The following is a 15190-nucleotide window of genomic DNA, read 5'->3' on the forward strand; positions in this document are numbered from 1 at the left end:
TTTAACTATCTATAAGGTGTGTCAACTAACTAGTGTTTATAAAATATTGAGAATACGCGAGTATTTGGAAGAAAAATTAACTTTATTGAGGGAGGTTGGAGGTGATTCGAATTAGCGTACTATATCAAGATAGCCCTACAAATAGGAACAATTTAAGTAGTTGGGAAAGAGCTACTCTTGAACATTTTGTAATAAAAATGAATGATAAAGAAAAGCTGTTCCCATGCATTCCTGCGACAATTGGTTTTACTTTAAATCAACTACGCTATGGATTTTTGGGTGACCCAAGAAAACTCGAAACAGTTGGGCAGCTAGCTGACCTATTAAAGGAATTTACAAATAAATCAAAGCGGTTTGGAGCTTACACTTCGCTTATACTATTTTTTCGACTTACAGATGGTATGATAAATTCCTATACCGTCAACGATTATGAGCAATTATTTTGGCAACAATTAAGTACGTTGACCTCGGTTGATGGTAGTGGTTGGCCAGAGGATATTCCTACTGATCCACATAACCCAATCTGGGAATTTTGTTTCCATGATGAAAGGTATTTTGTGTATTGTGCAACGCCAGCACATGAAAAGAGACAAAGCAGACATTTTGATACGATGATGCTTGCCATTACACCCAGGTGGGTCTTGCAGACTTTTTACCAATCAGAAGTAAACGCTAAAAAAATTAAAAAGCGAATTAGAGAAAGATTGGTGAAGTATGATTCTATCGGTGTACATCCAGATTTGAAGAGCTACGGTGCCGAAGACAATTACGAATGGAGACAGTACTTTTTACGAGATGATAATACGACGCTAAAAAGCTGTCCTTTTCATGCAGCATGGAATGACCTTAATTGTTCACATAAATAAATGCCTACTCCTCCCCATGATTATTAAGACAATAATCTTATGGAGGAGAGGGCATTTTGTGAACTTTATAGCGTGATTTACTTAATGTAAAAACATATTTTTCTGGATACTGTATACCTTTCACAGGTGAGATTATTTATTATATATATAAAAACCGGAGCGTATTGTAAGATAGGGCTATACAAGCTATACTTTACTAAACTGCCTATTATTACCAATAAATTGGGATTTATTTGGCGGTTACAGTTTATTCGGTATTATTCTAGATGTAACCTTATATTTCACTGATGATGAACTCTACCAAATTCGCTCTAGATCAATAGATTACGAGGAATACCCTGCATACTTCATCAATAAAATTAAACAAAATGTTCATTCAATACTTAAAAAAGCTACCCACACTGGGTAGCCTCTTTAAGCAATATAGAACCTCGTTTATTGAAGTTGTATCTTTATCATCTCAATGTCATCCTCTTACCCGTTGAGATTATGTTCAGCCACCTCTCATTCAAGCAAATATAAGGTAAATTTGATGGAGCTGTTCTACTGTAATGTTATACCATATAGAGCTTATACATATAGCAACCACGGTTAATACCATAAAATCCTAGCCAACCTCATCAACATCTTCCAACCCCACTATCCGACTCCCCCTCATAATGCAAGTCCCTGAGTTAGCCTGCTATGTAAATGTATTAATCAAGTCGGATACTTTCTTCCTTTTTTTACTCATAAGAAGTAATTAAAACTTTCTTTGCATTTATTCTTTCCGACAACTGTCAGTTAATTTATAAACAAGTGGAAACAAAAATGCCCAGATTATGAATGTCCCTATGGCAGAATTTATTAAATCTAGCCAATAAATATACCCACGATACCAATAACTAAACAAGCTCGTTATTATGACTACTATTACAGAAGCAACTATAGCATTCCTTATATATTTTTTCATGCTAGACATTCACCTCAAGTAAAGGATTTTTAAGGTATTGTATAACTGACAGTTAATCTATTATTTGGTAGCTATAATAAATACTCTTTCTTCGCTCTCTGGTTCTTCAACAATCTTAAATAAATTATTTAAATGCGCAAATTCAACTGAACCAAAACCGGCATTATAAAGATATTCCCTAACATCTTCCATTTTGAAGATTGTATTATATATCACTTCATCATATTTATAATAGTCAGGTGAATCGTCATTCTTGACGAATCCATAATACCTTGTAAATGCTTTATTCCTTAAAGGTTCGAACATACTTTGGGCGACACTAAATAGTGTCTCTTCTTCCCTAATAAATGTTCCCCCTTTAGATAGACCAAGTTTCGTATTGAGATCAAAAATGAATATTCCATCATCTTCTAAATGTTCATATACTTGTTGAAAGCACTGTATAAGGCTCTGTTCATCTTCTAAATGGTTTAACGCATCATAGGTTGATACAATATTAGGAAATTTTTTATTTAACGAAAAGTACCTTGCATCATCATTATAAAATTCTGCTTTACCTTTTTCAATAAATTGTTTGCTCAGTTCTTTGGCATGGTAAAGCATATCGTTAGAAATATCAATACCTGTAACCTGAAAATCTTTTGTTAAAAAATAATATGCTAATTGTCCAGTTCCACAACATAAATCCAAAACTTCCTTCTTATTGCTTTTAGTAGAAATATATTTATATATTCGTGGAGCTATTTGAACAGAAAAATGAATCAAATGTTTACTATATACATCTGCAAAACTCTTTCCGTAATTCATAATACGTACCCCCCTTATTATTTATTACCCACCAATAGTAATAGGAATCAAATTAAAGCCTTTTTTCTCTTGATAATAGTGGCAAAAACAATGAATACAGTAGTTAAAATTAATAATAATCCTAATTCTTGGTAATAAGAAAATACACTTGCCTTTTCCGTCCAAACTCCCCTCATGGCAATTAAGCCATAATAGATAGGATTAATAAATTCGACTAGTGTATGTAAAAATTTTGGAAACATTTCAGGTGGAAATGTTAATCCCCCTAAAAACATTTGAAAGTTAAATAATATTAAAGCAATCGATTGATATGTTGCACTTTTAGTTGTTACTGCTGAAACAAGATAAACAATTGCATACTGAAATAAGTTAATCACAGTTAGCACTATAATAACCGATAAAACATTATCAAAAGGTATAGGAACATCGGATATAATCATAGCAGTGATGACTAGTAGCAGTATGGCTATGATTTGAAAGATGAGAGTTGCTAGAAATATTCCAAATGAAATCGTAACATGGTTTAAGCCTAAAAGCCTATATTTTAATAGGTTTCCTTGTTCTTCATATAAAGCTAAATATTGTCCGTAAATGACAATAACTGCATTGATAATAATGATAGGAATGAACGCAGGCAATAAGTAATCTACTATTGTAAATTGTGACCCTGTAATATCTATATCTGAAAATACATTACTAAAAATAACAAACATTAACACTGGCATTAAAAAACCGATCGCCGTCGTCTTATAATTTCTCAACAATAATTTCGTCTGATATTTTGAAAATACTATCATCTTATTCATGTGTAATTTCACCTTTCTCGTTAATGACATATCCTAAATTTTTCAAGAATGCATCTTCAAATGAATAGTTCTTAATATAGATATCTGTTCCATTACTTTCCTTAATCTTTTCTAGGATTTCCGCTTCCTGTTCTGCATCGTATTCAATAATAAATCGATTACCATCTCTTGTTACATTTCCTAATTCTTGTTCTAAAGGACCATCCTTTAGATTTGGAACTAAATTAGGTACTACAAAACTAATTTTTTTCTTATTTCCAAATGTTTGTTGTACTATTTCCCCAACACTACCTTTTAAAGTCACTTCACCCTTTTCCAAGATAACAATCCGATTTGCTAAGTACTCTACTTCATCTAAGAAATGACTTGTTAAGATAATAGTTGTGTTATACTCTTGATTAACCTTTTTAATTAAACCCCAAACTTTTCTTCTCGCTACTATATCTAAACCAGTTGTAATTTCATCAAAAATTATTACTTTGGGCTTGTTAATAAGAGTGAGTAATATTGATAACTTTTGCTTTTCACCGCCAGAAAGGTTATTTATATTACTCTTTTTAAAGGATAACAAATCAAATTCATCCAGTAATTCATCTATGTCAATGTCACTTTTTTGAAGTTGCTTATATAGATTACATATTTCGTAAACTTTTGCCCCTTCCTCATAAACTGACGATTGCATTTGCAAGCTAATATTCTTGTAAATATCTTTCTCAGGGAACTCATAATCAATTTCTCCACTATAAGGGATCAGCTTCATGATACATTTAATAAGGGTCGTTTTCCCTGCACCATTATGGCCAAGGATTGCGAAAATTTCTCCATTATTAACAGTGAAACTAGTATCTTTTAGGACCTGTTTCCTACCATAGCTTTTTGATAGATTCTGTATATTTATCATATAAAAAACTCCTTCTGTTAGATTATTTGTCACAACTAATGCAACAGTTTATCTTCGAATTTTTACATTTATCTTCAAAGAATCTGAATATCCTATAATTGGAAACATAGACTACAATCACTAGTTTTATAGATATTCATTACAGAAACTGATAGTTGGGGATTTGCTAGTTGATAACATTTCCTTATAGGGAGACCTACATCTGTTCCTAAAGATTTATGTAAGTCATTTAAACAAAAATATACCGTGTTCACAAGAAAATTTAATATAAAGTTTCGATAATATATAGGATAGCCATTTTCCACATTATTTATTAAAGTATAATTGTTGTAATAGCACTTTAAACATATCGTAGTACCTGGAACTAAAAGAGGACCTAACCTTAATTTATCAAGTGAGTAAACTAAATATTTATTGTCTTTTACACTTTGAACATATGGCAAATTCTTTTCATTAATTAAGAGAATGCTCCCTCGATGAAGAGAGGCAATGTTTTCTCTAGAGATTGGGATAATTTGAGATAATCCCTCTCGTTTAAAATAGTTGATAAGTTCCTGATTATCGTCTAAGGTATAGATTTTTTGATCATGAAACGTATCATAATAATCTTTAATAATAGAATGTTCAACCCCACTCTTGTTAGCAGCTAGTAAAACACCTCGAATATTTATCTCTCTTCTATAATCAAATTCATCCTCTGTTAAGAATATTAATTCCTCTAATTGTTTACTTAGCATTATCATTAGTTTTTCTTCTTGGGATAACGCCTTCTTATCCTTAGGCATACTGAATCCATACAATAATTTCTGAACTAATAGCTCTTTATCTATATTACTACTAACTTTTATGGAACGATGTAGCTCCTCAAATAAGTGAGAAATAATAAATTCTTCTTCATTGATAACGGTGTATTCTGCTTTTAAGACTAAATACAACTAATTCACCCCACAACGACAACATAATGTAAATCGTATTGTTCCCCAATCATCTCTTTAAACCGCAACTCATTATAACCTCCAATACACGCAGAGTGATATCCCCGCTCCTGGCTATAAAGTGAAATATTTTGAGCCATATGCCCCATTTCTAAACACAGTAACCGGTAAGCAATTTCTCCGTACATTTTCTCTATTAATTGATAGTCGCTAGCAAAAAATAATTTTATCGGAAATACAGCCAATTTCTTATCATAAATTATTTCTGCAATATGATGGTCAGGATCTTCTAAATATTTCTCTAAAGAATGGTCGTAGGCGTTATAACGATATACATAATTGTACTTTTCTAGGTTGATTGATAAAAATACAGTTGTAGCATAAGTAGCTCCTGGAGAAGGATAGCTAAATAATTGATAGCCTTTTTCGGTACTACCAGTAATCCCAACACTAAACTTTAGAAGTCTAGAGATAAAGTTATTGTCAACCTTCTTTCCACTGACTTCTCTTATAGTTCGCCGTGACATTAACAGTTTTTCAAAGTTCGTCTCTGCCTCAGGTTCTTCCATAGGAATTGCATCAAGTATTTCCCACTCTCGTGGATCCGTTACCGGTTTTATTCTGTTAGAGTGATAGTGTTCCGACATCATGGCATTATTATGATATAGCTTCCTTAATGTACTTCTACTACCAGTCAAATCCCAAAGCAGATCATTGCTTTTCAAGCATCTCACCCTCTCCCCCTATATTATTAGCAATCAATGCCGCTAAATTATATTCGATGGCTGGAAAAATCCCAAGTCGATTATTTGTCATATGAACATGTGAGATAAGCACTGAAATATCGTGATGAATACCATTATGTTTAATACTATTTAAGTAATTATTATATATTGCATAATGTTCTATAGTAGATTGCTGGAGGTGACCTATTCTTTGCTTCAATATCTGTTCATACTTATGAATTATTTCTCCATCAGCATTATAGTCCCTCCAAATATCTGAATATGTTCTATAAATATTATCTTTTTCTATAGCAAGCTGAAAAGTTAAGTATATTAAATCCAAACCTATAATAATCCTTTTACCAAATGCTATTTTGTTTAGTTGGTTAGCCAAAACACTACTTTCGTAGAATACATTTTCAGAATACCTTATTGCTTCTTGGCCACCGTACCGTGCATATTCTGGCTCATATTCAAACTCTACTACAGAACCATGCTCGCACCAGTAGGTATGAGTAATATTTTCATTTTCTAACATAGTATTCTGGTAGAAATGTTCATAATCAATTAAATCCACTATGTTTTTCTTTAGAAAAGTGGTGATAGATTCTTCGAAGCGCACTCTAATTTTTTGATAATCCTCTTCCTTACATTTAAATCGTAATCTTACATGAGGGCCACCTAACCAATACCTAATAAAAAAGTATGTCTCCATATCGTCTTGTATGACATGTTGAAAATCTGACTTTAAGTAATTATCAATCGCTTTAAAATCATGGATAAATCCATGTAAGGAATACCACATTCTGCCACTCCTTTTATTATTTTATTCTCACAAATTAAAGGAGAAGGAAAACCGGTTTGCTTTGTTTTTCCTATTTATCTAATAAAATAACTTAATTGCTGAATTGGAGAGTTACAGACAACTCCTATGAAATTTATTTCATAATTGCTATTAAGGTTTAGTAAATTTTTCAAATAATGATCATTATGATTTTTCATTGGTCTAAAAGCATACCCAATGGAAGCAGCATATAAAGAAACTAGCTGCATCAATTCTGAAGATGTGATAAGGTGATTTTTTAAACCATTTTCTAGCACACACTCTCTATGTGAAAAACATACAAATACAATTCTATAAGATTTAAAATCAAAAAATTTATGGTCATCATGCATTACTTTACGAAAATCAATCTTTACATTACTTGTAGTTGAATCTGCCCAATATATACATTCCCCATTATCATCTTTCAGTAGAAAACAATATTCCATCCCATTACTACTAAATAACTTCTTTGACTTCATCAAATAATGAAGTACATCTTCAGGTATAAAAGACTCAAATTTCTCTCCATAGTTATGATTTCCTATCGTTGTATGAGCAGAATTTCTAATTAACTTTGAAGATAACGGAAAGAATGGAATGTTATCTGTTTTAATGGAGAATTTATCCTGATAAACAGAACTATTATAATGATTTAGAAGGTCATCTAAATATTTCGATTTTCTTAGTTCATTATGGGAAATAGATATTCTCATATCACGGCCAGTTGAATAGCTTTTACAACCTGTCCAAAGATTTACTTTATTTTGCAGACTTATTTCTAAACCAAAAGAAATATAGCTATAGCGCTGATCGATATTGATATGCTTATATATATATTTACTATTAATCTCTTTATATTGGAGGAAGTCTATATTTTTATTAAGTAATACATTTTTCACATTATATAATAGATGCCCTGCATCAAGTAGTGAGGCATATAAAGCGAATTCACTATAAAATCTAGCTAAATTCAGTACATCGCTTACACCAAAAATATATAATTTATCTCTCTTAAAATATTTTTCATCAATATTACTATGTGAAACAAGCAACAACTGCTCTTCGTAAATATTGTAATAGTAGAACTTTCCATTAATTAGAAATAGTAATTTCGCTGTGTGCAAACTCCTCACGGAAGGAGAGTTATTATGGTCATGATAATAACTCAGAATATCGTATCTTTTTATCTTTAAAGTATGTTCAATGACATCATCAATTAATTGTGGGTATCTTTCAATATGCCCGTTATATAGATAATCTCTATTAACGAATTCCTTCTGAAAAGGAATCAAAATGGTAAAATTGTTATTATCTGAATTGGTATAGCGATCAGCAGAATAACTCTGATAATAATCCAATTCTAATTGATGAATAGATGGATTATGGGAAAGGATGTGGTTCACGATTCATCACCTCTGTTTCACCATCTAGATTATTTAACTGGACAGCTTGTTGAATTCTTTCTTGATTAATATTTTGATACAAATACCCGAAACCTATATTTTGCATTGTTGGTATTAGTATTTTCACACAATTAAAGCCAAGAATTTTTAAGGTACGACTCGATAAATTTGCTTGATAGACTTCATGATGGGGAGTGAGCTTATTTATAATATTGTCAAAAAGCTCTCGTTGTGATGAGAATTTGTTTAGGTATGTGGAGCGTTTTTTCATAAGTTCATTTGCATCTATAATACGCTTAGTGTGAATAGCAAAATCGAAAGCAAATCTCATCTTTGGTGATGAATATAAATATAAATGATCTTCTAGCTTTTTAATCTTTCTATAATCCTCCATGAAATCAGTTGGTTTAACACCTTTATAAATTAATTTTTGATATCCAATAAAAGACCTAATTGATGTGGATGCTTCCACAAGTGCAGATTCAATCGCCTCCTCTGGATTAATATTTGTTCCAGCTGTTGTATATAGGGCAATTCTATCTTCATCTGTCTCTTTATCTTCTAGTTCAAGCAAGACCCAAAACGAGGGGACTTCACTTTCAAGAGTTACGTCAAAGATATGTACCTTATATCCAATTGACTGTAAATAGGCAATCATCAAGTTGATGTTTTTATTTCCAATATTTTCTATACCTTCTACTCTTAATGGACTTGATTTAGAATACCAATGTACTAAAAAAGAATCCCGTTCAATTACCTCAAATAAACCACCAATTGATGCTTCAATCTCGTTCGATCCTAGCGCAATACCGTTTGAACTATCGAGAATGTAACGTTTGTCGTGTGGTTTTTCATAAAAATCATGTGTCGAGAAGTAAATAACTTCTTCTGGAACTAATATATATCTCTTATCATTGAATGAATATACATATCTCCAAAATATATCAGTCTCCGTTGAATATTTTTCAACTTGTACAAAATCTTCCGTGAACAATGATTCTGATAGACGAAGAAATTGATGAAGCGAGATAAATTGCTGTTTTTCCTCCATAAGAGATTGTTCACTGGTGTAGTAACTACTAGTTGTTGGAGGGGCAATTCCGTGAAACCTTTCTAACCCTTCTAATATAGAAGTAAAAAATGAACCTTTATATGTACTCCGCCTCCCATGTGCATCAAATTTTCTTCTCCCTAACGTTACATACAAACTGATAAGGGGCATACTATCAGATATATTACGGCTATGTGTATCAAAAAGACCGAACAGTGGATGTAAAAAGCTCTCTATATTATTTTGAAGGACCTTTATTACCTCATCAAATTCTCTTTCTCTAAATCCATCATTTAATCGATCGTTTACAGAAATTATCGCAGTTTCCTTTAATAGGTTAATGGACTCTTTTTCACCACAAACAGAACATTGAGGATATTTAATCATAAAGAGTTTAATAATATCTTTCGTTAGTAGGTTATAGGCAAAATAGTAATGCCCTTCCTCCTCCATAACCTTCTGTTTTAGTTCTTCGATAATCTTTAAATCAACTTGATTTAAATCAGGTCTACTGAAATGTTGATTCAAACCTTTATCTTCTACTCTCTTCCGAACACATTCTATACATCCTAATTTATGCGACTTATAAGCTACAACAACATATTGATTAATTTCAAGAGAAGCTACAACCGTTCTCCTAGACTCTAGAATTTTGATTTTTCTCCACCTCAATCTTTCGAACAATTAAATTAGATTCATGTAATTGTTCTTCATACTTCCATGCACTTTCCAATAGATATAAGTTAGAGTGCTTAAATACCTGTAATCCATTTTCTATAAATTCTTTTTCATTAGGTATATCCAAGCTAATATATTCATGATTATCCGTTTGAAGTAATGCTTCTTTATCAATCGAATTGATAGCTGTTAAAATATTCGTGATTCTTTTATTGGAATTAAACTTAATTAATATATAATTTAATGCTAACTCAACCATTTTTTCTTCAATGTTTAATGTCCTTTTTTCATCTGAGTACATTTTATCTTTTCCATGATCTAATAAGTAAACAATATATGAACTAGAATTGATATACTTTTTAACATAAAAATCTAGATCCATATTTAGTATAGTAAGATAGTTGTTTAAATCATTATTAGGATAATTCACTCGCTCTACCTTCTGAACCGTAAAAGGTTCATCCACATATTGTAGTAGAAATAGCACCTTATCTAGATAATAAGACTCGTTAGTAGAAATCATCCATTTGCTTTGTTTTAGATCCCTATTAAAATAGTATTCTAGACCTTTTTTTATAGTTTCCATAGCTATTTCAATATAATCGACACCTGCATAAACAAAAGTGTCGTTCGTTGATCTATCGGATAGAGAATAAGTAGTGTATCCCATTTGAAATAAGTCAGCATATTGTTCATCCTTCCAACCTGAAATAGAAATTGGTATAGTTGGATTGTTATTGATGAACGACTCAAAATTTCCAATGTAATCTAGCTTTTCCTTAGAACGCTTAGGTTTTGGAAAAGAAAATTCTTCAACTGTCTGCATGAAATCTTCTTCCTCTAAATCATATTCATAAAATTTCCCTTCTTTATTTAAGGAAAAAGTAGATTTAGATATACCCACTATAGATTTAATAACATATAACATGGCATAGTATGGACCCACTTTGTATAATAAAGATTCTTTAGAAATCAAATGTTCCTTATTCTCTATAGGTTTGTAATTTTGAGCTAGCTTATTCGTACTCCCGATTATTTTATCCGCTGATAAAGATAGCTCGATAATATTATGATGAATAAATTCATTCTCCATCGTAATTATCCAATCACTATCCTTAAGTTCTCCTCCTATTTCTTGTGAAACAGTCATATCATTTTCAATCAATAGATCTCTTAATATCGGAAATTGCTGTTCGACTTCTGGCGTGATATGTATTACCGCTTCGTCTAATAAACGGCAACTATGAAGAATATCCTTATCTGTGGGTAAATACTGAGACAAAACTCTAAACCAACTATTATTGAAATAGCTAGATAAACCATAAGAATTAGAATAGATGAAAATGGCTCCGATTTCATATAGCACTTTCAATAAACGTATAATATATTTTTGATCTTCATGACTTTTCAAGTAATCACTAATTACTAGCTCACGTTTAGAAGCATTAAGAAGATCTATTAATAACTCATATTGTTCTTGAGACGTCTCTATGGATACCTCTAGAAAATACGTTTTAATAATACTTTTATTTTCATCCAAGTAAACCATTGTATTTTGTCGATTTAATATCAGTAATCCATCCATTTAAGTTTCACCCTTCTGATAAATTTCAAAATTAAACTCTTTAGCATTGGGACCTGAGTTGCTCAAATATTCTTCCATAAAAAAAAGATCATAAATTGACTTCTCAAACTTATCCACCACTTCTTTTTCAAATACTTTTACAGATAAAGGATTTTCTATGTTAATGTAGAGAGGTTTAAATTTAAAAAGTTCCTCATCATTTAGCTGTGAACTTCGATCAATGACGACAAAGAATTCTTTATCTAGTTCCAATTTTGAGAAAACTAAATTTAAACGTCTGTAATACTCAAAATCACTTTCTTCATCTTTTCTTGTTAATTCCTCTTGTATGTAGGTTAAACGAATCCTCTTTCTATTAAGCACTATATTGCCATAAGAGATTCTTGGTATAATTTCTTCCTTTATCATCTCTCCTAATTTGTAATACATCGCTCCTGATGTAAACATTTGTAATAGTATTGCTATATATCCAGGCATGTATGTAGGAGTAAGAGATCCTCTAAAACAGATTTTTGCTTCCTTACCATCTCTATCAATAAATCTAAATAAATTATCACTGACGTTTACTTTAAAATCTTCGACCTTATGAAGCAATTCATTATCCTTAATAGAGAATCTCCGGTTTCCAACGCCTACTGTATAGCACTCTCTACTAAGTCGATGTTCCTTCACATTACCATTAAAACCGTACGTATCTGATAATTCATAGTAATTATTATCATCATAGAAATCCTTTGTATAAACCTGATAATCTTCACTATCAAATAAATATTCTATAAAATAATTCATGAATCGTGCCAGGTATCTTTCCTGACCTTCATATAAAGAATTTATTATTAATTTATCCTGATTAATTTGGGCAAAGACACCAGTACTTATCCCCTTCTCTTTTCTAATCTTTTTAGGGATTTTTTGGATATAGGTGTCAATCAATCTTGTGATATCGATAGAGTCAGATGAGTAGTTCTTACATAAACTATTTAATTCTGCTATAAAGCTAAATTTTATATTATCTAGTTCTTTTAGTTCGTCTGAATAAAATTGATCCGATGCAATAAATGCGGGATTTTCCCAATAGTTCGTCATATCCTTGGATAAATCAAACAAAATAGAGAAGAAATCACTATCCATCTCTAGGAAATCCTGTTTACGAATACTTTTTAATCTAGCAGCAAATTCATACCGTAATCTGATACTAGTATCAAAAATGAGTGAAAATGTTTGTATTTGTTTAAGCGGACTAATGAATCTATTCATTATTTCACTGTCGATATATTCTACCTCAGTATAATAACCGTCTTCATAGAATACTTGATTAGGAGCAAATTTAATACCTGTTTTCTCACTTATTTCTTTCAAAATAATATTTAGTTTTTTATAATAGTAATGTTTTTCATTGATATCTTCTGCAAAAGATACTTGTTTAGACAATTCATAGATTTTATTAAGATACGTTATTAATTCTGAGTAGGGTCCTTCTTCCAATAAAGGAATTAGCTTGCTTTTGATATCTTCGAAAAAGACTTCATACTTTGTTTCATCAAATCCTATTACTGGAATTAATAGCCCTATTTTTAGGTAGTTACGAATGATTGCAAGTATCTTCTCCTTTTGTATTTCTTTTCCTATAGCAGTATGCAGTTCAGCGAAGGATATATAGTTATCCATTTCTTTTTCATTAAAAAGGGCAACTAATGACTGCGGTATTTTCAACTTTCCTAATCGTTCCTCTGAAAGAAAGACTTTTGTTCGGTTAGAATTTTCTTTTTTTGAAAGAAACTCAATGTAATGTACCCCATTTTCCAAGGTAATTGAAAATGGTGGGATCGTATATTTCGTCTTCTCAATAAACAAATTAGAGTTAAATAAATAATAATAAGTCAATTTATAAACAAATGTATAATTTAAAGAAACTGATTTTTGATATTCATTAGCTAACGTATTACGATTAGATAATTCCGCTCTCCCGACATTAGTAATATTACTAAATGGACTCGTTTTTAGAGCTGATCGACTAATAAAATTATATAAGGTACCTTCTAACTTACGATGTTTACTTTTATGTTCTTCTAAAGGTGTGTTCAAATAAGATGTTAATTTAGAATAAATCTGTGGATTAATCAAATGTAATCCGTTTGATATAAACAAATTTTCTTTAAGGATATCTTTAAACCGTTGCCTTACTTCTGTTAAATTTCTTTCATACATTAGTTTTGCGCTTTCTGATAACTGAATATAATGTCGATATAATCCGATAAATCTACTTATTTCTTCATTTAGAGTAATTGGAATAAATGCTTGTATATTATCTGAACTATTTACAAATCTTTGATACTTATTCTTTCTTAAATATCTAATAGAATTCAATAGGTAAGGATTATTTGTGTTTTTAAGCATTTTGTTAAGAGAGTCAATTATTTTATCACGGTAACTATTTAATAATAATTCTACGTGATCAATTTCAAGAAATACGTCGGTATCAAAATCATGTTTTATTGCACTTTTTTCTAATATATTTTCTCTTTTTAATACAAATGGATTTAAAGTCATTAGTTAACACCCAAATCCTTTATTAGATTTTATACAGAACTTCACCATTAAAATAATCATCATAATATTTTACAACAGAATAGGCATAGAATTGTTTCTCTGCCATGCTTTGTTCAAATAATGGCAGACTTAGGTAAAATAAATTAACAATGTCCCTAAATACAAGCATTTTTTTAGAGTGAAGAAATTGTTCTAGTTCTCCAGTTTCATCTAAACTTAATAAATCCGTATGAAATTCATTATTTAAAGGAGCAAGTTCCCTTTTCAACAACTCTAGTTGTTGCTTTAATCCTACTCCTTCTTCTGGATCATCATAATTGTCTATACTAAAGCTATCATTCATCTCCATTGCTATATTAGTCCATCTAGCTTCCCATTCTTGCATCAATTCAATAATATCATCTCTCAAAATGATTTCATTGTTATGAAATAGTTGCGTTCTTTTCTTTTCAAAATTAATCTTAATATTACTATTCAAACCTCTTGCTTCAATATTTGATAAGAACCCTTGTGCATGAGATAAAAATGTTAAATGTCCATTTTTGGGGCCATCCTCATATAATGAGGCAATAAAGCGAAACTGGTGTAAAAATAGATGTGCTCTTTCTACTATCGATAATTCATGGTATTTCTCCAAAATCTTTAGGTAAATATCATTTAGATCACATCGATACTTATCGAAAGTCTTTCGGTGTTGTTTCGAATTATAGATTCCACTTTTCCTAGGCCTTGAAAGAACATGACCATGCTCATGTAATAAATTGATATCAACATTATCTCGATATTCAAGTTCAACTAATGTTCTTTGTTTTTCCCGATATAATTGTTGTTTTTGCCTAAGATATTCGTGATTAATTGGATTTCTATTGATATAATCACGTACAAATTCTTTTATTTCATCCACTAGAAACCTCTCTTCAGAACCATTGCGGAATACTACCAGTGTGTTTGGTCCATGTTGCCAATCGTTATCAAGGTAATAACTACCCTGTAAATTCCTAAGCGTAGTATTACTAGTCATTTCTAGGATTAGTGGTATCTTACTTTCCGCATAGTTATAAATACTAATAGGCATACAAATAGCACCTCTTTTAGCTAATTTAGT

12 protein-coding genes are annotated in these 15190 nt (G+C 30.9%); 1 reads left to right on the top strand and 11 read right to left on the bottom strand.

Annotated elements, in window-relative coordinates; all coding sequences use genetic code 11:
- The first annotated feature begins 110 nt into the window (after nt 1-110).
- Nucleotides 111-866, top strand: coding sequence for a YqcI/YcgG family protein (locus ACSKT4_RS18090; protein ID WP_436262604.1), 756 nt, complete (start codon nt 111-113; stop codon nt 864-866).
- Nucleotides 867-1878: 1012 nt separating this feature from the next.
- Here ACSKT4_RS18090 and ACSKT4_RS18095 read toward each other — a convergent pair.
- The 11 genes from ACSKT4_RS18095 to ACSKT4_RS18145 all read right to left on the bottom strand — a co-directional run bounded on the left by ACSKT4_RS18095 (nt 1879) and on the right by ACSKT4_RS18145 (nt 15160).
- On the bottom strand, nt 1879-2625 hold the full coding sequence (locus tag ACSKT4_RS18095; protein WP_186871013.1) for a class I SAM-dependent DNA methyltransferase: 747 nt from the start codon (nt 2623-2625) through the stop codon (nt 1879-1881).
- A gap of 47 nt (nt 2626-2672) precedes the next feature.
- Nucleotides 2673-3431, bottom strand: coding sequence for an ABC transporter permease (locus tag ACSKT4_RS18100; RefSeq protein WP_186871012.1), 759 nt, complete (start codon nt 3429-3431; stop codon nt 2673-2675).
- Entirely contained in the window at nt 3424-4332 is a 909-nt protein-coding gene (locus ACSKT4_RS18105) for an ABC transporter ATP-binding protein (protein ID WP_186871011.1), read from the bottom strand. The genes ACSKT4_RS18100 and ACSKT4_RS18105 overlap by 8 nt, the downstream gene beginning before the upstream one ends.
- 92 nt (nt 4333-4424) lie before the next feature.
- Nucleotides 4425-5267 (bottom strand): hypothetical protein, encoded by an 843-nt coding sequence (locus ACSKT4_RS18110; protein ID WP_186871010.1) that lies wholly within the window; start codon nt 5265-5267, stop codon nt 4425-4427.
- 5 nt (nt 5268-5272) lie between these two features.
- The gene (locus ACSKT4_RS18115; protein ID WP_465823711.1) at nt 5273-6001 is read right to left on the bottom strand and encodes a nitroreductase family protein; all 729 of its coding nucleotides are present in this window, start codon (nt 5999-6001) and stop codon (nt 5273-5275) included.
- Nucleotides 5979-6797, bottom strand: a complete 819-nt coding sequence (locus ACSKT4_RS18120) for a lantibiotic dehydratase C-terminal domain-containing protein (RefSeq protein ID WP_186871008.1) — start codon at nt 6795-6797, stop codon at nt 5979-5981. Before ACSKT4_RS18120 ends, ACSKT4_RS18115 begins: the two co-directional genes overlap by 23 nt.
- Nucleotides 6798-6871: 74 nt before the next feature.
- A complete protein-coding gene (locus ACSKT4_RS18125) occupies nt 6872-8221 on the bottom strand; it encodes a hypothetical protein (RefSeq protein WP_186871007.1) in 1350 nt (449 codons plus the stop codon).
- Entirely contained in the window at nt 8199-9800 is a 1602-nt protein-coding gene (locus ACSKT4_RS18130; protein WP_186871006.1) for a YcaO-like family protein, read from the bottom strand. Before ACSKT4_RS18130 ends, ACSKT4_RS18125 begins: the two co-directional genes overlap by 23 nt.
- A gap of 109 nt (nt 9801-9909) precedes the next feature.
- The gene (locus ACSKT4_RS18135; protein ID WP_465823712.1) at nt 9910-11535 is read right to left on the bottom strand and encodes a hypothetical protein; all 1626 of its coding nucleotides are present in this window, start codon (nt 11533-11535) and stop codon (nt 9910-9912) included.
- A complete protein-coding gene (locus ACSKT4_RS18140; protein WP_186871004.1) occupies nt 11536-14085 on the bottom strand; it encodes a hypothetical protein in 2550 nt (849 codons plus the stop codon).
- Between the two features lie 22 nt (nt 14086-14107).
- A complete protein-coding gene (locus ACSKT4_RS18145) occupies nt 14108-15160 on the bottom strand; it encodes a hypothetical protein (protein ID WP_186871003.1) in 1053 nt (350 codons plus the stop codon).
- Nucleotides 15161-15190: the final 30 nt, after the last annotated feature.

The organism is Ornithinibacillus liuyingii (genome assembly GCF_055550225.1).

What these genes read in the sequence shown, in the direction of transcription:
- ACSKT4_RS18095 (WP_186871013.1), bottom strand. Translation starts at nt 2,625, where the DNA reads ATGAATTACGGAAAGAGTTTTGCAGATGTATATAGTAAACATTTGATT.
- ACSKT4_RS18100 (WP_186871012.1), bottom strand. Translation starts at nt 3,431, where the DNA reads ATGAATAAGATGATAGTATTTTCAAAATATCAGACGAAATTATTGTTG.
- ACSKT4_RS18105 (WP_186871011.1), bottom strand. Translation starts at nt 4,332, where the DNA reads ATGATAAATATACAGAATCTATCAAAAAGCTATGGTAGGAAACAGGTC.
- ACSKT4_RS18120 (WP_186871008.1), bottom strand. Translation starts at nt 6,797, where the DNA reads ATGTGGTATTCCTTACATGGATTTATCCATGATTTTAAAGCGATTGAT.
- ACSKT4_RS18135 (WP_465823712.1), bottom strand. Translation starts at nt 11,535, where the DNA reads ATGGATGGATTACTGATATTAAATCGACAAAATACAATGGTTTACTTG.
- ACSKT4_RS18140 (WP_186871004.1), bottom strand. Translation starts at nt 14,085, where the DNA reads ATGACTTTAAATCCATTTGTATTAAAAAGAGAAAATATATTAGAAAAA.
- ACSKT4_RS18145 (WP_186871003.1), bottom strand. Translation starts at nt 15,160, where the DNA reads ATGCCTATTAGTATTTATAACTATGCGGAAAGTAAGATACCACTAATC.